General features: G+C 70.0%; 13 protein-coding genes. 8 read left to right on the top strand and 5 right to left on the bottom strand.

What is annotated here, in order from left to right; all coding sequences use genetic code 11:
* Both EJK15_RS55435 and EJK15_RS55430 read left to right on the top strand, forming a co-directional pair.
* On the top strand, positions 1-455 hold a 455-nt coding region (locus EJK15_RS55435), incomplete at its 5' end, for a DUF3553 domain-containing protein (RefSeq protein ID WP_138718509.1).
* Positions 456-537: 82 nt separating this feature from the next.
* Positions 538-1197 (top strand): hypothetical protein, encoded by a 660-nt coding sequence (locus EJK15_RS55430; protein ID WP_138718508.1) that lies wholly within the window; start codon positions 538-540, stop codon positions 1195-1197.
* 177 nt (positions 1198-1374) lie between these two features.
* Here EJK15_RS55430 and EJK15_RS55425 read toward each other — a convergent pair whose 3' ends face one another.
* The 4 genes from EJK15_RS55425 to EJK15_RS55410 form a co-directional block, all read right to left on the bottom strand.
* Positions 1375-6888, bottom strand: coding sequence for an ATP-binding protein (locus EJK15_RS55425; RefSeq protein ID WP_138718507.1), 5514 nt, complete (start codon positions 6886-6888; stop codon positions 1375-1377).
* Positions 6889-7126: 238 nt separating this feature from the next.
* The gene (locus EJK15_RS55420; RefSeq protein ID WP_138718511.1) at positions 7127-8446 is read right to left on the bottom strand and encodes an LVIVD repeat-containing protein; all 1320 of its coding nucleotides are present in this window, start codon (positions 8444-8446) and stop codon (positions 7127-7129) included.
* A 244-nt stretch (positions 8447-8690) separates the two neighbouring features.
* Positions 8691-8903, bottom strand: coding sequence for a hypothetical protein (locus EJK15_RS55415; protein WP_138718506.1), 213 nt, complete (start codon positions 8901-8903; stop codon positions 8691-8693).
* Between the two features lie 230 nt (positions 8904-9133).
* Complete coding sequence (locus tag EJK15_RS55410; RefSeq protein WP_240777823.1) at positions 9134-10117, bottom strand: LacI family DNA-binding transcriptional regulator; 984 nt, start codon at positions 10115-10117, stop codon at positions 9134-9136.
* A gap of 185 nt (positions 10118-10302) precedes the next feature.
* On the opposite strand from EJK15_RS55410, the gene EJK15_RS55405 reads away from it, so the two are divergent.
* The 6 genes from EJK15_RS55405 to qcrB all read left to right on the top strand — a co-directional run bounded on the left by EJK15_RS55405 (position 10303) and on the right by qcrB (position 19134).
* Positions 10303-11574, top strand: coding sequence for an ABC transporter substrate-binding protein (locus tag EJK15_RS55405; protein ID WP_138718504.1), 1272 nt, complete (start codon positions 10303-10305; stop codon positions 11572-11574).
* Positions 11571-12464, top strand: coding sequence for a carbohydrate ABC transporter permease (locus tag EJK15_RS55400; RefSeq protein ID WP_206061748.1), 894 nt, complete (start codon positions 11571-11573; stop codon positions 12462-12464). The genes EJK15_RS55405 and EJK15_RS55400 overlap by 4 nt, the downstream gene beginning before the upstream one ends.
* A complete protein-coding gene (locus EJK15_RS55395) occupies positions 12461-13309 on the top strand; it encodes a carbohydrate ABC transporter permease (protein WP_138718503.1) in 849 nt (282 codons plus the stop codon). Before EJK15_RS55400 ends, EJK15_RS55395 begins: the two co-directional genes overlap by 4 nt.
* Positions 13310-13311: 2 nt before the next feature.
* A complete protein-coding gene (locus tag EJK15_RS55390; protein ID WP_206061746.1) occupies positions 13312-15099 on the top strand; it encodes a DUF2264 domain-containing protein in 1788 nt (595 codons plus the stop codon).
* On the top strand, positions 15096-17249 hold the full coding sequence (locus EJK15_RS55385) for a malectin domain-containing carbohydrate-binding protein (protein WP_138718501.1): 2154 nt from the start codon (positions 15096-15098) through the stop codon (positions 17247-17249). The genes EJK15_RS55390 and EJK15_RS55385 overlap by 4 nt, the downstream gene beginning before the upstream one ends.
* 247 nt (positions 17250-17496) lie before the next feature.
* Positions 17497-19134: a cytochrome bc1 complex cytochrome b subunit gene (qcrB, locus tag EJK15_RS55380; RefSeq protein WP_138718500.1), complete on the top strand. Its 1638-nt coding sequence runs from the start codon at positions 17497-17499 to the stop codon at positions 19132-19134.
* A 1134-nt stretch (positions 19135-20268) separates the two neighbouring features.
* Here the strand turns inward: qcrB and EJK15_RS55375 are convergent.
* A complete protein-coding gene (locus tag EJK15_RS55375; protein ID WP_138718499.1) occupies positions 20269-20643 on the bottom strand; it encodes a DoxX family protein in 375 nt (124 codons plus the stop codon).
* Positions 20644-20895 lie beyond the last annotated feature (252 nt).

Here is a 20895-nt window from a genome sequence, read left to right as displayed (position 1 = left end):
GGCTCGTCAACCTGCTGGAACGGGCGGGCGCGCTCTCCGTGACCGACACCGGCGACCTGCGGTACGCCTCTGGCAGGCTGACGCCGGAGCAGGCCGCCGCGCGGGCGGCCGAGATGGACGAGGCGCGACACCGCGTCGACGACTCGCGAATCGACATGATGCGCGGCTACGCGGAGACCAGGGGCTGCCGCCGCCGGTTCCTGCTCGAATACTTCGGCGAGCCGTACGCCGGGACGTGCGGCGCCTGCGATACCTGCGAGAACGGTGAGGCGCCCGAGCTGATGCCCGTGTCCGGTAAAGGGGGGTTCCCTGTGCGGGCGAAAGTGACGCACAAGATGTGGGGGTCAGGGACGGTCATGAGCCGCGAGCACGACCGGATCACCGTGCTGTTCGACTCGGTCGGCTACAAGACCCTGTCGCTGGCCGCGGTGGAGGACGTCCTCCACCGGGTGTAGATCCGGGATCGGTCCACCGTGCCGATGTGCTCTGCAAGCCGAGGTCAATCCCCGCGCAAGGCGCCGCCCTTAGCGTCGGAGCGTGTCCAGACGACTGGTTCTCGGCGGCACCGCCCTCGCGGCGGCCGCAACACTGACGCTCACCCCCGCCTCCGCCTCCGCCTCCCCTGCCTCCGTCGCTGCCGCTCTTGCCCCGGCTGAGGCTTCCGCGCCCGGCAAGGTGGCGAACAAGCTGTTCCGCGCCTGGCTGGCCGCCGACCGCCCGGCCGCCGCGAAGGTGGCCGTTCCCGCCGCGGTGAACACGATCTTCACCTACGTCTACCGCGCGCCCGACCGCTTCGACGGCTGCTCCGGCAACGTGTGCCGGTTCGTCCACACCAGCGTGCGCGTGCCCGGCGGGCTCAACGGCATCGCGATGGTCGTGACAGGATCGAAGGTCACCAAGGTCTACCTGTCGCGGCACATCGTCAAGCCGTCCACCGTGGCCAAGCACCTTCTCGCCGCCTGGAAGCGGGGCGACAGGTACAGCGGTCTGGAGGTCGGCAGCGTGGGCGCGGTGAAGACGCTGTTCAGGGTCAGGTACGACCCGCACGGCGTCACCCACTACTTCCAGGGCTGCAGTAAGGAACCGAAGGGCTACTCGTGCGCCTACTCCTACGAGGGCGGCGCGATGCTGATGCACGTGCGCGGCTCCAAGACCACCGGCTACGAGGTTCGCTCGATCACCTACATCGCCGACTGATGACCAGCACACATCGCACTCGTTCAGGTGCTACTCCTCCCGGTTGCTGATGTCCTGGCCTGCAATGTCGGCCATGGGCCGGGTCAGGACGGCCCGCTCATCCGGACGCCTCCGAAGGAGCGCGAAAAGCCGGACGCCCGCCCCGAAAGGGCACGGGAGTCCGGCTTCAGGACCAGTTCAGACCTGTCGGGCGAGGCCCTTCTCGACCGCCTCGATGATCTGCGGCCGCAGCTCGGCGCAGCTGATGATCGCGTCCACCGAGCCGACGCCGACCGCTCGCTGAATGCTGTGCACGCGGTCGAACTCGGTGGCCACCTCGGTGAGCTTCTCGGCCCGCACGGACGACCGCAGCTCGGCCAGCTCGGCGGCCAACGCGGCCCGCGCGGCACCCGGCGCCTCCGCGACCCGGGCGGCGAGCGCGAGCACGCGGGGGTCGTTGCCGGTCCGCTTGTCGACGTCGCGCGCGAAGACCACCGCGGCGGCCGGAGCACCGCCGAGCACCGACGCGAACGAGCCCTCGACCGCGAGCACGGTCATGTTCGGGTTGAGCGCCTTGGAGAACACCACGAAGGCGCCGCCGTGGTACCGCGAGATCACGCAGAACACGATGGGGCCCTTGAAGTTCACCACCGCGCGGCCGATCTCCGCGCCGTACTCCAGCTGCAGCTTGCGCATCGACTCGGGCGACCCGTCGAACCCTGACAGGTTGGCCAGCACGACCAGCGGACGGTTCCCGCTGGCGGCGTTGATGGCCCGAGCGGCCTTCTTGGACGACCGCGGGAAAAAGGTGCCCGCGGTGTAGGTGTCCGGGCCGTCGGTGGGAGGGAATCCGCGACGCGGCACGGATCGCGACTCGATGCCCAGCAGGCACACCGGTCGGCCACCGAGGTGGACGTCCTGGACCACGGCGGTGTCCGCGTCGGCCATGCCCGCCCACCGCTCCAGCACCGGGTGGTCCTGATCGGACAGCGCGCGCATGACTGTGCGGATGTCGAAGGGCTTCTTGCGGTCCGGGTTGGACTCGACGGAGAAGATCTGGCCCACTGTCGTGAAGTCGCTGTCCGGCACGGCGTGCGGGAACGTCGACACGTCGCGGTCCACCGGGTCGCTGGTGACCGTCTTGCGAGGCCGGCTCTCCCCCGGCGCGATGTAGCTGTGGTCGTAGTGCGACATCAGGACTTCCCACGCACCGCGGATGTCCGGCGCCCAGTACTGCGCCTGGCCGTTCGGGCCCATGATCCGGTCGTACCCGCCGATGCCGTGGTTGTCCTCGGCCGACACACCGCCGGAGAAGTCGAGCGACTGCTTGCCCGTCAGCACCATCGCGGAGTCCGGCGTCATCACCAGGATGCCCTTGGTGTGCATGAGCATCGTGGCCTCGGCGTTCCAGTACGGCTGGGCGCCGACGTTGATGCCCGCGACCACGATGTTGATCTCGCCGCCGTCCTGGGTGAAGTTCACGATCCGCTTCAGCGCGGCCGCCACCCAGTCCATGTTCTCGGTGCCGGACGACATCGAGATCCGGGCGCCCGCGGAGAGCGCGAACCACTCCAGCGGCACCCGCATCTGCTCGGCCAGGTCGAGCGCGGCGATCACCCGCGCGCACTCGGGCTCGGACAGCGCGCCGAGCGCCTTCGTCGGGTCGCCCAGCAGCACGACGCGGGTCATGCCCTCCGGGTGGCGCGGCGTGGGCGTGCTGACGACACCCGCGACGAGCGCGGCGGTGTTGCGCCCCTTGGGGCGGTTCACCGGCACCAGCTTCGAATGCTCGTCCAGGTCGTATTCGGTGAACGAGCCGAACGGCCCGGCGAGCATGCCGGTCAGCTCGTACGGGTAGTGCGTGCCGCGGCTGTGCGCGCGCAGCACTTCCTGGCGGTAGTCGTCCAGCGGCTCGATGGGCTCGGTCGGCGGCGGCACGACGGACAGCCGCACGCCGGAGCTCACGTCGTAGTCGATCCGGACGGCGATGTCGACGAGCTCGCCGGTGGCGCTGTCGCGGCGCCTGCCGAGGAACAGCACCTCCTCCAGGCCCGCGCCCGCCGTCGCCGGCAACACGCGCTTCGCCACGGTGTCCAGGTCGTCCGGCGAGAGATCGGTCGGCGGCCACACGTAGATGACGATCCGGTTCGTGGCGGACGTCTTCGCGCCGGGCTTCTTGGCCCGGCGGATCGCGTCGAGGCACGTGGCCAGGATGTCCTCGGCCGCGGGCAGCGCGACGAGCCTGCCCTCGTCGTCGTGCAGCGGGGTCAGGTCGCGGACCTGGCCCAGGGCGACGAGGCGCTCGTCGGACGGGTTCTGCCGTGCCGCGGCCCGGAAGAGGTAGACCTCCTCGTCGGGCGAGGGCAGCCGGGTGAGGTCGAAGTCTCGCAACCGCTCCAGCTGCATGCGCTCGGCGATGCGCGGGTGCAGACCGCGCAGCAGCCGTTCCTCCACGAAGCCGTCTGCGGGCCCGTCTACGGGGCCGTCTACGGACGGCCGGAAGGTGAAGTGGTGGTGCATCACGGCGCCGCGGTTGCCCGCGACGGTCGTGGTGATGCGGCGGACCCGGTTCGACGGCTGCTGCGCGACCAGGACCGCGCGCAGGCGCGTGGCCATCTCGTCGGGGTCGCTCGGACCGTCCGGCCAGGACAGGTAGACGTCGGCCACCAGCTCGCCGTCACGGGCGAACTCGTCGACCGCCTTGACCGCCTCGGCCAGCGCCGGGAAGTCGACCGCGGTGGTCACGACGCGGCCGTTGCCGGTCGCGGTGCGGTGGTCGGCGACGACGAACGTGCAGCCCGCCACCTTGCTCGCCCGGATGCCGCTGAGCGCGCGGTTGCCGTAGTAGCGGCGGCTCAGCACCTCCAGCAGCGGCACCGGGTCCGCGCCTTCGCGGCCGATCCGCTGGCCGACCAGCCGGACGAGCGGCTCCGCGCTGGCGACCATCGCGGAGATCCGCTCGGCGCGGTCGGGCGCGTCAGGGTGCTGGTCGAGGTGGCGCAGGTGCTTGCGAACGGTCGTATAGACCTTGGCGCGGGTGCGGCGCAGCACCGGCTGGGCGAACCAGGCGAACACGACGCCGCGCGCCAGGTCCGCGACGGCTGGGAACCGGACCTGGGTGGCGGCGACCAGGTGCTCCAGCGCCAGGCCGACGGTGACGCGGTCCGCCTCGGCGGGCGGGGCCTCGTTCACCCACTGGCGCAGCAGGGTTGTCACCACGGCGACGTCGGAGGACGCGCGCTGCTGGGCCAGGAAGATCCGGAAGACCGCGTCCTCCAGCTCCGGCGTGCGGTCCAGGCCTTCGACGCCGTAGCGGGACAGCACGTGCGTGAGCCGCTGCTGGAAGCTCTTCGACAGCCCGGACCGGTCCGGGTCGAGGAACTGCAGGTACGTGTGGAAGTACTCGCGGGGGCTGTGCACCGCGGAGTCGGACTTCGAGTCCTCGCCGGCGGGGCGGTTGCGGCTCAGTTCGCTCAGGTCGGCGAACAGGCGCAGCAGCTCGACCTCACCGGCCAGCTCGTGTTCGCCCGCCGCGACGAGCTCGGTGCGCGCGGCCAGGTAGCCGGCGAGCAGGCGCTTCTCGTCCTGCGAGTCGATGTCGAAGCCCAGCAGGAGGCTGCGCAGGTCCTGCAGAGCACGCGCGGCCCGCTCGGCCGCGGGCACGTCCACCCGCTCGGACGGCAGGTCCAGCTCGACTTCCTTCGCCGCGGTCGCGGGACCGGCCGCCTCGGCGCCGTCACCCAGCGGCTCCAGGCGGAGCAGGCGGGCGCCCGCCTCCACCTGGCCGCCGACCGACACCGCGAGCTCCCGTACGCGGCCGCGGAACGGCGCCCGCAGCACGGTCTCCATCTTCATGCTCTCGACCACCAGCAGCGGCGCGCCGGCCTCGACCTCGTCGCCCGCCTGCAGCGGCGTGGCCACCACGAGCGCGGGCACGGGCGAGCGTACGATGCCGCCCTCGTCGCGGCTGATCCGGTGCGTGATGCCGTCGACCTCGACCAGGTGGATCGGACCGTGAGTGCTCGTGACGACCTTGAAGCGGACGCCGTTCACGGTGATCTGGCCGCTGTGCTCGTCGAAGCGCTCGATGTCGACGTCGGCCGCGTGCTCGGGGCCGCCCGCCGAGATGCCGATGCGGAATCGGTGGCCGCCGGTGCGGGCGACCTGGACGCGGTAGCCGACGTCGCGGAGCTTGAGCTCCAGCGCGCGGCCGCTCTCGTGCTGCGACTGCGGACGGCCGCCGTGCGCGGTGGACAGGAAGCGCTGCCGCGTCACGGCCTCCTCGTCCTCGTAGGCCTCGAGGGCGGCGGCGATCAGCGCGATCGCGGAGTGCTGGTGCGACACGAGGGCGCCCTGGGCGCGCACGCGGTCGATCCAGCCGGTGTCGGCGGACCCGTCGATCACCGCGGGCTCGTCGAGCAGCATGCGGACGAAGCCCTTGTTCGTCACGCCGCCCTCGATGATGACGGTCGTCTGCGTCATCGCGCGGCGCAGACGGGCCAACGCCTCCGTGCGGTCACGGCCGTGCGCGATGATCTTCGCGATCATCGAGTCGAAGTCGGCGGGGATCGTGTCGCCCTCGCTGAACCCGGTGTCCACCCGGATGCCGGGGCCGCTGGGCAGCGCCAGCCGGGCGATCCGGCCGGGTGAGGGTGCGAAGTCACGGTCGGGGTCCTCGCCGTTGAGGCGCGCCTCAACGGCGTGACCCCACTCCGCAGGCGTGTCACCCTCGAGCTTGCCGCCCGCCGCGACGTGCAACTGGGCCTTCACCAGGTCGACGCCGGTGGTGATCTCAGTGATCGGGTGCTCGACCTGCAGGCGCGTGTTGACCTCGAGGAACGCGAACAGCCGCTCACCGGGGTGGTAGAGGAACTCGATGGTGCCCGCGCCCTGGTAGTCCACCGCGAGCACGAGCCGCTCGGCCGCCGCCTTCAGCTCGGCGACCTGCTCGGCGTTGAGGACCGGGGAGGCGGACTCCTCGATGATCTTCTGGTTGCGCCGCTGCACGGAGCAGTCGCGCACGCCCAGCGCCCACGCGGTGCCCTGCCCGTCCGCGATGACCTGCACCTCGACGTGCCGGGCGCCCGTCACCAGGCGCTCCAGGAACACGACGCCACTGCCGAACGCGCGCGCGGCTTCCCGGCGCGTCAGCTCATAGGCCTGCGTCAGCTCGTCGGCGTTGGAGACCATCCGGATGCCACGACCACCGCCGCCCGCGGTCGCCTTCAGCATCAACGGGTAGCCGATCCGGTCCGCCGCCGCCTTCGCGTCCTCCAGCGTCTCCACCGGACCGCGGCTCCACGCCGCGACGGGCACACCGACCTCTTCGGCGATCAGCTTCGAGCCGATCTTGTCGCCCAGCTTGCGCATCGCCTCGGCGCTCGGGCCGACGAACGTCACGCCGATCTCGGCGCACAGGTCGGCGAACGCCGGGTCCTCCGCCACGAAGCCCCAACCGACCCATGCCGCGTCCGCACCGGTCTCGACCAGGGCTTTCTTGAGGACCGCGTGGTCCAGATAGGGCCGGTTCGCGGCGAGCCCCAGGTCGTAGGCGATGTCCGCCTCGCGGACGAACGTGGCCGTGCGGTCGGAGTCCGTGTACAGCGCCACGGTCTCGATCCGTGTCCCCGTCTCCGCGGCTAGGTCCCTGACGGCGTGGATGAGCCGCATGGCGGCTTCACCGCGGTTGACGATGGCGACACGACTGAACACTGAGCGGGCCTTTCGAGGGCTGTGAATATGGCGGCCGTCCCCGCCCCAACCGGGGTACATACTCTCGGCTGCCCCCGGATACCGGAAGGGCGGGGACTAAGCGTGTTTTGCGGCCGGAGTTGTGGGGGTCGCACAAACGCGCCCCTGCGCGCAGCCCGAGAGAACGTTCGTACCCGCGGACGGGCGGGACGGCCGCGCCGGAGCCGCCGCGGGAGACGCCGGGCGGCTTCGCACCACCTCAGTAAGCGTACTGGGTCTGGGCGTTGAGGGCCTTGAGCCGCACCTTGGCGGCCGGGTCGGTGCGCTTGTCGGTGATGCGCAGCACGTCCAGGCCCCGGAACATGTCACTGCTGTAGATATGGCCGTTGTAGTAGTACGCCGACCAGGAACCGCCGATGTCGCGCGGCTTGAGCGGACCACGCTCGAAGTAGCCGATCTCGGCGGGCTTCGCCGAGTTGGTGAAGTCCCAGATCGAGATGCCGCCCTGATACCAGGCCTGGACCATGATGTCCTTGCCCTTGACCGGGATCAGGGAGCCGTTGTGCGCGACGCAGTTCTCCGTGGCGCTCTGGTGGCGCGGAATCTTGTAGTAGGCCTTCTTGACCAGCTTGCCGCGCTGGATGTCGTAGATGGCGTCCGCGCCGCGCTCGGGGCCGATCGACGCGTTGCAGGTGGCCGACATTCCGCCGCCGAGCTCGTCGGTGAAGATCACCTTGGTGCCGGTGTTGTTGAACGTCGCCGAGTGCCAGAAGGCGAAGTTCTCGTCGGTGACGGTGGTCGTGACCTTGGGGTGCTCCCGGTCGGAGATGTCCATGAGCACGCCGTCACCCATGCAGGCGCCGGCGGCGAGGTTCTTCGCCGGGAACACCGTGATGTCGTGGCAGCCGCTGGTGGACTCGAGCAGGTTGTCCTGCTCTTCGTTGCCACCGTCACCGAAGAGCACGGGGGTTGAGACGATCTTGGCTGCCTTGGGCCGGTCCAAAGGCACCTTGATGATCGAGATCTTGTCGTGCGGCGGTTTGCACTCGGGGAACTCCGCCGCCGGGCCGAACGACGACACGTACACATAGACCGCTTTGCCGGATTTGTCCGGCACCAGCGTGTGCGTGTGTGATCCGCAGCGGGTCTCGATGGCCTTGATGTACCTGGGCCGGGACTTGTCGGTGATGTCGAAGATCCGGATGCCTTCCCACGACGCCTTGTCGTTCGGGGAGCCGTCGTCGCTCTTGCAGGAGTCGCCGTCGCGCGACTCGTCCACGGACAGGAAGAGCAGGCCGCCCCTGACCGAGACGTCGTTCTGCGAGCCCGGACAGGAGACCCGGCTGACGACCGCGGGCTTGGCCGGATTCTTGATGTTGAAGATCGTGAAGCCGTTGAAGTTGCCCTGGTAGGCGTAGTCGCCCTGGAAGGCCAGGTCGCTGTTGAGTGCCGAGTCCGACTTGAACGGCGCCTGCCTGGGCACGTTGGCCAGGAGCTTGACGTTGGAGCTGGTCTTGACGTCTTCGGCCGCGTGCACGGGTGATGCCGTCAGAGCCAGCGCGACCCCCGCCAAAGCCATCGCACGGCCGAATCTGGACACCACGGCGGACCTCCTGCTTAGGGGTAGAGAATGCGGCACCCACTATGTCAGGAAAGATCCGTAGCTGAGCATGCCGCTGGTACGGCAGAGCCGCGCGGGCTCCGCCGTACCAGCTGGGCTTTTGATGTCCGTACAGCAGCGGCGCGAGCGTCAGAGGTGCGCCGCGGCCGACACGTGCTGACATCGGAAGGCCGGCCCGCTTTTCAGCTGAAATCGGCTCGGTTCATGCGTAGAGGAACCACCTGGCGTTCTCATAGGAGCACCGGAAGGACGTCCACCAGCCCCACTGGATGCCCAGGTTCCCGCCGTTGTAGCAGTCGGACTGCAAGTAGTAGACGTACCGGATGCTTTCGGCCTGCGCGGGCGTGGTGGTCATGGACAGCAGCACGCCGGTGGCCAGAGCGGCGGAGACGAGTAGGGCCCGTACCTTGCGCATCGGATTCCTTTCCTCCAAGGGGCATCGCACGAAGGACGCTGTCGCGGAGAACCCGCAGACCGCTGACCGGCTCACGGCTGGGTGAGCGGTGCTCGCACTATCGCATCCGCGACCCGCACTGAACAGGTCCGCAGCCCTCCTGTGGAGTGGGAGCGGACATGACCAGGGCCGATGGGAGGGCGGCGGGTGAAGAGCGTGAAACGTTCATTCCGCTCTGCTGAGCCGCCCGGTCAGCGGCGGGGGCCGGTGCTTTCGCGGACCACCAGCTTGGTCGCCAGCTCGACCCGCGTCGTCTCCAGTTCCTCGCCGGCGATCCGCTGGAGCACCATGCGGGCCGCCACCGCCGTCATCTCCGCCAGCGGCTGCCGGACCGTGGTGAGCCTGGGTGTCACCCACTCGGCGAACGGCAGGTCGTCGAAGCCCACCACGCTCACGTCCTCGGGCGCCCTGAGTCCGCGATCGCGCAGCGCCCGATAGGTGCCCAGGGACTGGTGGTCGCTGCCCGCGAAGACGGCGGTGGGCGGGTCCGGCAGGCCGAGCATGTCGAGGGCGTGGTGGTAGGCCAGCTCGTGGCCGAAGTCGCCGTGCCGTACGAGCTCCTGGTCGAAGGCGATGCCCGACTCCTCGAGCGCGGCGCGGTAGCCGTCCAGGCGGGCGCGCGCCGACAGGCGCTGCGGCGGGCCGCCGATCATGGCGATCCGCCGGTGGCCCAGGTCGAGGAGGTGGCGAGTGGCGACGAAACCGCCAGGCCAGTTCGTGGCGCCGACGGACGGCACGTCGGGGCCGGGATCGGCCGCGGGATGGACGACGGCGAACGGCAGGCCGAGGCGGCGCAGCTCTCGCTCCTGGGCGGGGGAGAGCTCGGACAGCACCAGGATCGCCCCGAGGGACCCGCGGTTGGCCAGCGCGTCGAGCCACTGCCTGGCCAGCCGGGACCGCCCATGGACCGCGGAGACCACCAGGCCCATCCCGGCCCGCTGGACGACCTCCTCCGCGCCCCTGATCAGCTCGACGGCCCACGGGCTGTCCAGCTCGTTGATCACGAACTCGACCAGCCCGCCGGTGTACTCCTGCCGACCGGGAGCCGTGTAGCCGTTCAGGCCGAGGAGGCGCTGGACCTTGGCCCGGGTTTCCGCCGAGACGTCCGATCTTCCGTTCAGCACCTTGGACACGGTCGAGACCGACACGCCGGCCTGCCCGGCGATGTCAGACATCGTGCTCCGACGTCGCACTCTACGAAACCTCCCCGAAAGCGCGCTAGATGCTGGAGAAGCGTGACACGCCCCTGTTTTCCAATGCAAGTCGGCCTTGACGGACATCGGATGTTTCGCTTACGTTACCAGGAACTCTCAGAAGTTGCGAAAACTATCGCAACTATCCCCCGGTCTGAGGTGCCCCCATGAGAATCCTGCTGGTACTCCTCCTGCTCTTGAGCGCCGCAGCCTGTGGCGGCGGCCCAGCCGCCAAAAGCTCGGACGAGTTACTCGTCTGGGTGGACAACACCCGGACGCCCGCCGCCAAGCAGTACGCCGCCGCGCACCCCGAGTTGAAGATCAGGGTCGTCACGATGCCGCCGGACGCCGGCTACGTACCGACCAAGGTGTCTCTGGCGAACAAGACCGGCAGGGGCTGGCCCGACGTGGTGTTCCTGACCAACCCGGCCGAGACCTCGACGCTGGCCGCGCCGCCGTTCGACTACGCCGCGCCCCTCGACGAGCACGTCCCCGCCGATGTGAAGAACGCCTTCGCCTCCGGCACCCTGGACGCCTGCGTCATCGGCGGCAAGCTGTACTGCCTGCGCAACGACATCGCCCCCGCGGTCCTGTGGTACGACGCCACCCTCATGCGGGAGTTCGGCTACCAGGTGCCCAAGTCCTGGGAGGACTACGGGAAGCTGGGGGAGCGGGTCGCCAAGGAGCACCCCGGCTACCTGGTCGGCACCATGAACGGCAAGTACGGCGCGGGCGTCTACTTCTCCGGCAGCGGCTGCCCCACCCGCGAGGCGCTCAGCCTGACCGAGGTGCACATCGACACCGCCGACCCCAAGTGCACCCGCGTCGCCGACCTGCTCCAGCCACTGGCGGCGGCCAAGGCGGTCAGCACGGTCTCGCCGACCGACCCCGCCTTCGCCCAGCTCGGCCAGCAGGGCAAGATCCTCATGCTGCCCGGCCCCGCCTGGTTCGGCGACTTCATGTTCAAGCCCTCCTTCAAGCTCAAGCCGGGACGGGTCGCCGCCGCCCCGATGCCGGTCTGGGCGGGTGAGGACGAGGCCTACAGCGGCCAGGTGGGCGGCGGTGTCTACGTCGTCTCCCGGCACGCGGGTGGGCGGGCCAAGGCCGCGGCCGACATGATCACGTGGCTGACCACGGACGTGACGCTGCAGGCCGCGCAGCCGACCTTCCCCGCGCACCAGGCCTCGGCCGAGGCGTGGGGCAAGGCCAAGGCGTCGGACGCCTTCTACGCTCAGGACCCGGTGCCCGTGCTCAAGCAGGCCGCGGCACGGCTGCGGCCGGGCTTCGGGTTCGTCCGGTACGAGGCGGTCTGGCAGAGCAGCTTCAACGAGACGGTCGTGGCGGCCGTGACGGCGGGCAAGCCGATCAGTGGCGCGCTATCCGACTGGAACCAGCGGCTCACCCAGGCGGCCACCTCGTCCGGGTACCAGGTGAAATGACCGCCACGACGGAACGGCCCGGTGAGATGACCGCCACGGGCGAACGGCCCACCCGCAGGCGCGGCAGGGAAAAGACGCTCGCGGCCTGGCTGCTGGTGGGTCCCTACGTGGTGTTCCTGGCCGCCTTCGGGCTGGCCCCGGCCCTGTACGGCCTCTGGGAGAGCCTGGGCCACTGGGGCGGCGTGATCACCGACTACCGCCTGGGCGACGCGGTCCGCAACGTAGCCCTCTACCTGGTGCTCTGGCTGCCGATCCTGGTCCTGCTGGTGCTTTCGCTGGCGCTCACGCTGCACGTCAAGCCGAGCAGGTTCGGGGCGGTGATGCGGTTCGTCTACTACCTGCCCGGCGCGGTGACGGGCTCGGCGGCGGCGCTGCTCTGGCTGTTCATGATCAGCCCGGCGGTCAGCCCCTTCGGCCCGCTGCTGAACGTGTTCGGTGCCGAGCCGTTGCGCGGCGACACGCTGGTCTGGGTGCTGGTGGTGATGGGCGTCGCGATCCATGCCGGAGGCTGGGTCGTGGTGCTGTACGGCGCGCTCACCGCGCTGCCGCGCGACGTGCTGGAGGCGGCCTCGGTGGACGGCGCGACGTCGTGGCGCTCCACCTGGCACATCAAGCTGCCGCTGGTGCGCAAGTACGTGGCGTTCGTCGTGATCACCAGCTTCGCCAGCGGCAGCCAGGTGTTCGTGGAACCCACCGTGCTCGGCACCGGCGCGCCGGGGCAGATCAGCCCGACCTGGTCGGTCAACCAGCTCGCCTACTTCTTCGCCACGCAGGAAGGCGATTTCGGCCGCGCCGCGGCCCTGTCGATGATCATGCTGCTCGTGGGCCTGGCCGCCGCGCTCGTCGTCATCTACCGCACCCGCTTCTACCGGACGGGAGAGGCGGAGTGACCAGGCGGATCTTCCTCGGCGCCTTCGCGGTGTTCTTCGCGCTGCCGCTGCTCTGGCTGGCGCTGGCTCCCACGCGGACCGCCGACGACCTGATCGGCGGCCCGCCGCTCGGCTTCGGCTCCCTCGCGAACGTGGCCACCGCGTGGGGGAATCTGATGACCTTCAACGACGGCGAGCTCACGCTGTGGATCGCCAACTCGATCGGCTACGCGGCGGGCAGCGTGACGCTCAGCCTGCTGCTGTCGGTCCCCGCCGGGTACGCGCTGGCCAAGTACGACTTCGCAGGCCGGGCCGCCGTGCTCACCCTCACGCTGATCGGCATGATCCTGCCCCAGGCCGCGCTGGTCCTGCCGCTCTACCTGGAGATGACCGTGCTCGGCCTGACCGGGACGGCCTGGTCGGTGATCCTGCCGCTGTCCTTCTACCCGTTCGGCGTCTACCTCTGCTACCTCCACTTCGCCGCGGCCCTGCCGCACGCGATCCTGGACGCGGGCCGGGTGGACGGCGCCGGAGAGCTGCGGCTCTTCGTGGTCATCGGCCTGCCCCTGGCCAGACCGGCGATCGGGCTCGTCGCGTTCTTCGCCTTCGTCAACGTGTGGACGAACTTCTTCCTGCCGTTCGTGATGCTCGACGACGACCGCACCTTCACCCTGCAACTCGGCCTCATGACCCTGCTGCAGTCCACCGGCGCGGTGAACGCCTCCAGCGGCTTCTCCAGCCTGCCCATCCACCAGCCGGAAGCGGCCCTGGCCGGGCTGGTGGCGTGCGCGCCGACGCTGCTCGCCTTCCTGCTCGCCCAGCGCGCGCTGCGGACGGGCATGCTGGCCGGCGCCGAGAAGGGATGAACATGCGTTCCTGGCTGCAGGACTGGACCCGCGACCTGGTCGATCCGCTCATCCCGCACGCCAGCCCGGGCGGCGCCCGGGTCAGGCTGGGCGTCAACGCCGCACTGCACGACGACACCGCCGCCGAGCTGGAAGCCTACGCGCGGCCGCTGTGGGGGCTGGCCCCGCTCGCCGCCGGAGGCGGCGCCTTCGCCCACTGGCCACTGGTACGGCGGGGCCTCGCCGCCGGCACGGACCCCGGCCATCCCGAGTACTGGGGCGAGCCGGGCAACGAGGACCAGCGGATCGTCGAGATGGCCGCCATCGGGTTCGCGCTCGCCCTCGCCCCCGAGCAGCTCTGGGACCCCCTCGGCGGCCGCGAGCGCGACCGGGTGGCCGCCTGGCTGGCCACCGCGCTCGAGCGTTCGACGACCGACAACAACTGGCGCTTCTTCGGCGTGCTGGCCTCGCTCGGCCTCGACAGGGTCGGGGTCGCCCACGACCGCGCGCCGGTCGAGGCCCGGCTGGACCGGCTGGAATCGTACGCGCTGGGCGGCGGCTGGTACGCCGACGGGCCGACCGAGCGGCGCGACTATTACGTGTCGTTCGCCATGCACTTCTACGGCCTGCTCTACGCCACGCTCGCCGGGGAGCGGGATCCCGCCAGGGCCGAGCGCTTCCGGGAGCGGGCGGCGGCCTTCGCGCTGGACTTCCGGCACTGGTTCGCGGCCGGTGGGGCGGCGGTGCCGTACGGGCGGAGCCTGACCTACCGGTTCGCGCAGGCGGCGTTCTGGGGGGCGCTGGCGTTCGCCGGGGTGGAGGCGCTGCCCTGGGGCGTCGTCAAGGGGTACCTGGCGCGGCACCTGCGCTGGTGGCAGGGGCGGCCGATCTTCGACTCGCACGGCGTGCTCACCGTGGGGTACGGCTACGCGCAGCCGACGCTGGCCGAGCAGTACAACGCGCCCGGCTCGCCGTACTGGGCGTTGAAGGCGATGCTGCCGCTAGCGCTGCCCGCGACGCACCCCTTCTGGACGGCGGCCGAGGCCCCCGCGCCCGAACTGGAGGAGGTCAGCACCCAGCCACACGCGGGTGCGGTCCTGATCAGGGCCGAGCAGGGGCGGCACGTGGTCGCGCTGAGCGGCCGCCAGCATCACGCCTGGGTACGGCACGGAGCGGAGAAATACGCCAAGTTCGCTTACTCCTCGCATTTCGGCTTCAGTGTGCCCGCCGGAGCGTCCGGGCTCGAGCAGGGCGCCCACGACAGCGCGCTGGCGCTCAGCGACGACGGCGTCCACTACCGGATCAGGGCGGAGCCGTTCGACTGCACCGCGGGCGAGGGGTGGCTGCACTCGCGGTGGCGGGTGGCCGCCGACCTGGAGGTCGAGACCTGGTTGCTGGCCGTACCACCCTGGCACGTGCGGGTGCATCGGCTGCGCACGGGGCGGGCCGTGCACTCGGCGGAAGCAGGGTTCGCCATCGACCGCGACCCGCCGCTCCTTCGGGATTGCGGACCGGGACACGCCCGGGCCAGGGGAGAGCCGGGCCTGTCGGCGATCGAAGACCTGACGAGCCGGCTGCGCGGGGGCAGGCCGGCGCGCCAGGGGAGGCTCGTGGCGGCGTTGCCCGGCACCAACGTGCTGGCCAGGCGCACCGTCATTCCCACGCTCGTGGCCGAGCACGAGCCGGGCGAACACTGGCTGGCCTGCGCCGTGCTGGGCTTGGCCGACGCGCCCGGAGCCTGGCCGCCGGCGCCCGCCGTACCGGATCTGACCGCACTTCTCGCTGTCGACACACCGGGAGGACCCCCATGAGAAGACTCATCCTCTTATGCGCGCTGATCGTGGCGTCGGCGGGGCTCGTCACGCCCGCGCACGCGGCGCGGCAGACCCACCTCTACCTGGCGCCCGGCGGCGACGACGCAGGGCCGGGCACGGCGGCGCGGCCGTTCAGGACCCTGCAACGCGCCAGGGACGCCGTGCGCACGCTCAACGACGACATGGACGCCGACATCGTGGTCCATGTCCGCCGCGGTAACCACCACCTGGACCAGCCGGTCGAGTTCACCGCCGAGGACTCGGGCACCGGCGGGCACCGCGTCGTCTACCAGGTGTGGGACGGGCCGCCCGGCTCCGCCAGGTTCGTCGGCGGGCGGCAGGTCACCGGGTGGACCCGCTACCGGGGCGACATCTGGCAGGCCAAGGTCGGCGGCCGGTTCGACACCCTCTACGAGAACGGTGTGCGCGCCGTCAAGGCCCGCACCCCCAACCTCGCCCCCTCCGACCTGGTGACCGCCAGAGCGGGGTACTTCGTCGGCGAGACGGGCGACCCGAGCCACTCGGTGCTGCACTACAAGGCGGGCGACTTCGACCCGACGGGCTGGGACCTGCGTGACGCCCAGCTCTACCTGTGGCCGCGCGCCAACTGGTTCGCCGAACACGCGCCCATCGCCTCCATCGACCGGGACGCCCGCACGATCACGCTCAAGAACGAGGCCAGGCACCCGCTCGGCCAGCCCAACTACCCCTCGCGCTTCTTCTTCCAGGGCATACTCCAGCTCCTGGACGCGCCGGGCGAGTTCCACCTCGACACCGCATCCGGCACGCTCTACTACTGGCCGCGGCACGGCCTGGGCGACGTGGTCGCGCCGCGCACCGAAACCCTGCTCAAGCTGACCGGGGCGCACCACCTGACGTTCGACGGGCTCGGGTTCGAGGCCACCGACTTCACCGACTGGTACCGCCACGGCTACCCCTTCGAGAACGGCTCGGGCGAGAACCACCAGTACGCCATCTACGACCGGCAGATCGAGATGGCCGCCAACCGCACCGGCATGATTTTCATGACCGACACTCACCACATCACCATCAGCCGCTCGCACCTGCGCAACTCCGGCCACTCCGCGATCTACGCGCTGTTCGCCAACCACGACAACCGCATCGAGTCCAACCTCATCGAACACACCGGCTACGCGGGCGTCTTCCTCGAAGGCCGCTACCCGGGCGAAGGCGACGTGCTGACCCGCAACGTGATGACCAACAACCTCATCCACGACGTCGGCGAACTCCTCGGCCACGGCGCCGGATACATCCTCATGCAGGCGTCGGACAACGAGATCTCCCACAGCGAGATCTACAACTCCCCGCGCTTCGGCACCTACCTCGCCGGATATCGGGAGATCCCCAACGAGCACCTGTACACGCGCGGCAACACGGTCAGGAACCTGAACATCCACGACGTGATGCAGGACAGCCGCGACGGCGCCGGCGTCTACACCTTCGGCACCAGCACAGCGCCCGACGGCCCCTTCCAGGTCAACACCCACGACCAGATCGTGGTCAACTACGCCTACAGCCATCCCGAGGCGAGCAACAGCCAGGGCCACGCGGGCTCCAATCCGGCGGCCGTCTACCTCGACGAAGGCACGTACGGCACGGCCGTCAGCAACGTGCAGGCGGAGAACATCCAGCGCGAGCCGGTCTACAAGACCAACAAGAGCGCGGGCGTGGTCACCAACTCGAGCTGGCAGCCCGGCTTCGACGCCTCCAAGATGGCCTACCCCTCCATCGGGCTGCGCGCCGACTTCCCCTACCGCACCCTGCTCGTCAAGGCGGGCAGCCCGTCGGACCGGCACTTCCTGCACGGCAAGCGGGGCGCGGCGGGCGACGTCACCTACCGCCAGGGCACGTTCTCCTACCGCCTGCCGGTGGACAACGGCACCTACGATGTGCTGCTCACCTTCGTCGAGCCGGTGTTCGCCGAACCCGGCAAGCGGGTCTTCTCCGTCGCCGCGGAAGGCCGCGAGGTGCTGCGTGACCTGGACGTCCTTCAGGCGTCCGGCGGCCAGGGCAGGCCGATCGTCCGCAAGGCGCGGGTGCGCATCACCGACGGGCAGCTCGACCTGGCCTTCAGGCCGACGGTCGGCGAGGCGATCGTCACCGGCATCGCCGCCATACCCCGCTGACACAGCCGGTACGGCAGCAGGCCTCGCAGCGGGCTGCCGTACCGGAAAGGCGGCCAGTGCGAACTGATATCCCGTTCTTTGCCTGCGCCATGGGCCTGCCTCCTGGGCGGCTGATGACCGCGAGACTAAAATCTGGTATTGCAGTTTCTCCGGAGGCCTGTCGTGCGCCGGGGACGCGGACGCTATCCATTGGCCGAGGTGCCTTTTCCGGTTCTTTCGACCGGAGCCTCGGCTGGGGAGGCCACATATGACCACACCGCCGAAATTCATTACCGGACCCAGTAGATATCTTGACGATCGGCTGGGAGCGGCGAACTTCCTCAGGCGCAACCTGCGCAAGATCTTCCCGGACCACTGGTCGTTCCTGCTGGGCGAGATCGCGCTGTACTCGTTCATCATCCTGCTGTTGACCGGAACGTTCCTGACCTTCTGGTTCAAGCCCAGCATGGGGCATGTGGTCTACGACGGCTCCTACGCGCCGCTCAAGGGCGTGGGGATGTCCGAGGCGTACGCATCGACGCTGGAGATCAGCTTCGATGTGCGCGGCGGGCTGCTGCTCCGGCAGATCCACCACTGGGCCGCCCTGCTGTTCACCGCCGGTTTGATGATCCATATGCTTCGCGTGTTCTTCACCGGCGCCTACCGCAAGCCACGTGAGCTGAACTGGCTGATCGGTATCGGGCTGTTGACGCTTGCCCTCTTCGAAGGGCTCACCGGTTACTCACTGCCCGACGATCTGCTGTCGGGCGCGGGGCTGCGGATCACTCAGGGCGTGCTGCTGTCGATGCCGCTGGTCGGCACGTACCTGTCGTTCTTCCTCTTCGGCGGGGAGTATCCGGGCGACGTCGTGATCCCGCGCTTCTACTCATTGCACATCCTGCTGATCCCGGGCATCCTGCTCGCGCTCATCACCGCCCACCTGGCGCTGATGTGGGTACAGAAGCACACGCAGATGCCGGGCAAGGGCCGTACCGAGAGGAACGTGGTGGGTGCTCCGCTCCTCCCCGCCTTCATGGGGAAGTCAGGAGCGTATCTGCTGTTCACCGCCGCCGTCCTGACGGGTCTGGCGACCTTCACACAGATCAATCCGATCTGGTTGTTCGGTCCCTACACCCCGGCGGACATCTCCGCCGGATCCCAGCCGGACTGGTACATGGGCTTCCTGGAAGGCTCGCTGCGCCTCATGCCCTCCTGGGAGATCAACCTCTTCGGCACGGCCCATGCGGGCACGCTGCCGCTGAGCGTGCTCATCCCGGCGCTGCTGCCACTCGGGCTGATCATCACCGGCCTGGCGCTCTATCCGTTCCTGGAGCGATGGATCACCGGCGACCGGCGCGAGCACCACATCGCCGACCGGCCGCGCAACAACCCGCACCGCACCTCGATCGGCATCGCGGCCATCACGTTCTACGGCGTCTTGTGGCTGCTCGGCGCCAACGACGTGATCGCGGCCAACTTCCAGATCAGCCTCAACTGGACCACGTACGCCGGCCGAGTGCTGGTCCTCGCAGGCCCGGCGCTGGCCTACCTGATCACCTACCGGATATGTCTGGGCCTGCAGCGAACCGACGCCGGCACCATCAGCCACGGGGTGGAGTCGGGCGTCATCAAGCGCCTGCCGCACGGAGAGTACATCGAGGTCCACGCGCCGCCCGCAGGGGACATCGAGGCCCACGTGCGTGGCAAGTCACCCGTCCCTCTGCTCCCCGGGGCCGGTCATGACGGCGAGGGCATCCCGCCCAAAGCCGCCCGCGGCCCGCTCGGCCGTCTCAGGATCAAGATGAGCCGTACCTATGGCGGCGAGAAGATCCCCCTCGACACCGGCCACGACCACGAGGAGCGACCAGCTCTAACAGACCGGTCCGACAAGGCGCCGCCAGACTGACCCTGGTCCATCGCGCGGCCGTGCCGTCACGGCTCAGTCTCGCTGCTCCCTGCCGCTGAAGCCCGGCTCTCGCGCGACGTCTTCGACAGCGTGTCCCGGCCCTCGGCCAGGCTCGGCCTGGTCATGGCATGGTTCTTTCTGTCCATGACGCCACGCTGTGCCGAGGCCGACGCCTCTTGGCGGCCGCTCGCGACCTGGACCGGTGACAGGGATCGCGAGAAGGACACGGCGGTCGGCGTGGAATCAGGTGCCACGGGCCGCCGAAGGTGTTGGACCGCGCAGCTCCGAAGGCATCGTGGGGGCCCTTGATGGTCGCGGGCAGGTGGCGCCCCACGGCCGGGGGTACGGGGGAGGCGTCTTCACGACTGGTGGGGCTCGGTTTTCGGGAGCCGGGTGGAGCCGGAGGGGGCAGCAGCGCTTCTTCCAGCACCTGCATGAGCATCAGGCCGATCAAAGCCGCCACGGGGATGACCAATACCGCCACGAGGATGGGTCTTCACCTCCTGGGATCGCGCCGCGCTGGGCGCCCAACACGTCTGTTGTCAGCCAACACACCCCCGCGATGACGCGGACCGGCCGTCATGATCCCTCACCTCCGCGCCCGGCGGGGACAGCCACTGCCGCATCAGCGTGGCCGCCCTGTTCTGTTGGGCCGACCTGCGCCACCTACCGCACACAATCTGCGCTAAACCGGCACCCTCATGTACGGCCGCCCGGTCAACATCGCCCACGCTGCACCGGCTCGGCTTCGTCGGAAGCCTGCGTACTCCCACATGGGTGCGTCCCAGCCCGAGGAGTAGCGACCCTGTGGGCGCCGCCGCCCGCCTCACACTCGGGCGGCGCTGCAGGCCGACGCCGTCCCGCTAGCGATCTTGGCGACGTCGTCGGCGTCGTGGCCAAGGCGTCTACCCCCAGCGGCGATGGACTGCGGCGCCGGCATCACGAGCCCGGCGGCGTCGGGATGCCGGGACAACCACCCCAGGGCCTGTTGCGCGGTGCCCCCCCGCTGGTCGTCCGCGGCCGCTGGCTCGTCCGCCGGCAGCGGGCCGGGTGGTCGGCCGCCGACGGTGATGGCGATCTTGCCGCCCGCCTTGCCGTCGGCGATCTGGTCGGCGGACGAGGCGCCGCCGCCTGTCAGAAGGCGTACGGGCCGAAGCGGCCCCAGGCCACCACGGCGGCCAGGATGAGCAGCACCGCGTTGATGGCGATCATCTGTGTTTCCTTGCGGCGGGCGTGGGTGATGGCGGCACCGGCCATGACCAGGGCCAGGCCGAGCGCGGCCAGCGGCGTCAGCACCGGCGCGATTCCCGTCACGGCCGGCAGGATGAGGCCGAGGGCGCCCAGGACCTCCAGGGCGCCGATGCCCTTGACCGCGCCGGAGGAGAAGTCCTCGGTCCAGCCCATGCCGGAGGCGGCGAGCTTCTCCTTCGGCTGGGCCAGCTTCATCGCGCCGGCGGCGAGGAAGGCGAGGGCGAGCAGGGCGGCGACGACCCACAGAGCGACGTTCATCGGGAGTCCGTTCGTAGGGGGGTAGCTTGAATCTTCAAGTGCAATCTAGGTCTGATGACTTGAAGTGTCAAACGCCGACGGGCGTGATCGCTTGACCGGATCAAGTCGGGCTGGAGGCATGGACACGTCGCAAGAGCCGCGCTGGCTGACCGAGGAGGAGAAGGATCATCGGTTAGTTGTCAGGGCGTCACCGCGGCCGGACGATGCCACCGGCGCGGGAGCCGGGGCGGGGGCCGGGGCGCCGGTGGGGAG

It is taken from the genome of Nonomuraea basaltis, from assembly GCF_005893125.1.
In the GTDB taxonomy this organism is placed as follows: Bacteria; Actinomycetota; Actinomycetes; order Streptosporangiales; family Streptosporangiaceae; genus Nonomuraea; species Nonomuraea basaltis.
Note: the sequence above shows the minus strand (reverse complement) of the source record. Positions and strands in the feature narration are given on the sequence as shown.

Excerpts from the sequence above, each read along its gene's own strand:
- EJK15_RS55390 (WP_206061746.1), top strand. The coding sequence starts at position 13,312 with ATGCGTTCCTGGCTGCAGGACTGGACCCGCGACCTGGTCGATCCGCTC.
- EJK15_RS55405 (WP_138718504.1), top strand. The coding sequence starts at position 10,303 with ATGAGAATCCTGCTGGTACTCCTCCTGCTCTTGAGCGCCGCAGCCTGT.
- qcrB (WP_138718500.1), top strand. The coding sequence starts at position 17,497 with ATGACCACACCGCCGAAATTCATTACCGGACCCAGTAGATATCTTGAC.
- EJK15_RS55385 (WP_138718501.1), top strand. The coding sequence starts at position 15,096 with ATGAGAAGACTCATCCTCTTATGCGCGCTGATCGTGGCGTCGGCGGGG.
- EJK15_RS55420 (WP_138718511.1), bottom strand. The coding sequence starts at position 8,446 with ATGGCTTTGGCGGGGGTCGCGCTGGCTCTGACGGCATCACCCGTGCAC.
- EJK15_RS55375 (WP_138718499.1), bottom strand. The coding sequence starts at position 20,643 with ATGAACGTCGCTCTGTGGGTCGTCGCCGCCCTGCTCGCCCTCGCCTTC.
- EJK15_RS55400 (WP_206061748.1), top strand. The coding sequence starts at position 11,571 with ATGACCGCCACGACGGAACGGCCCGGTGAGATGACCGCCACGGGCGAA.
- EJK15_RS55410 (WP_240777823.1), bottom strand. The coding sequence starts at position 10,117 with ATGTCTGACATCGCCGGGCAGGCCGGCGTGTCGGTCTCGACCGTGTCC.
- EJK15_RS55415 (WP_138718506.1), bottom strand. The coding sequence starts at position 8,903 with ATGCGCAAGGTACGGGCCCTACTCGTCTCCGCCGCTCTGGCCACCGGC.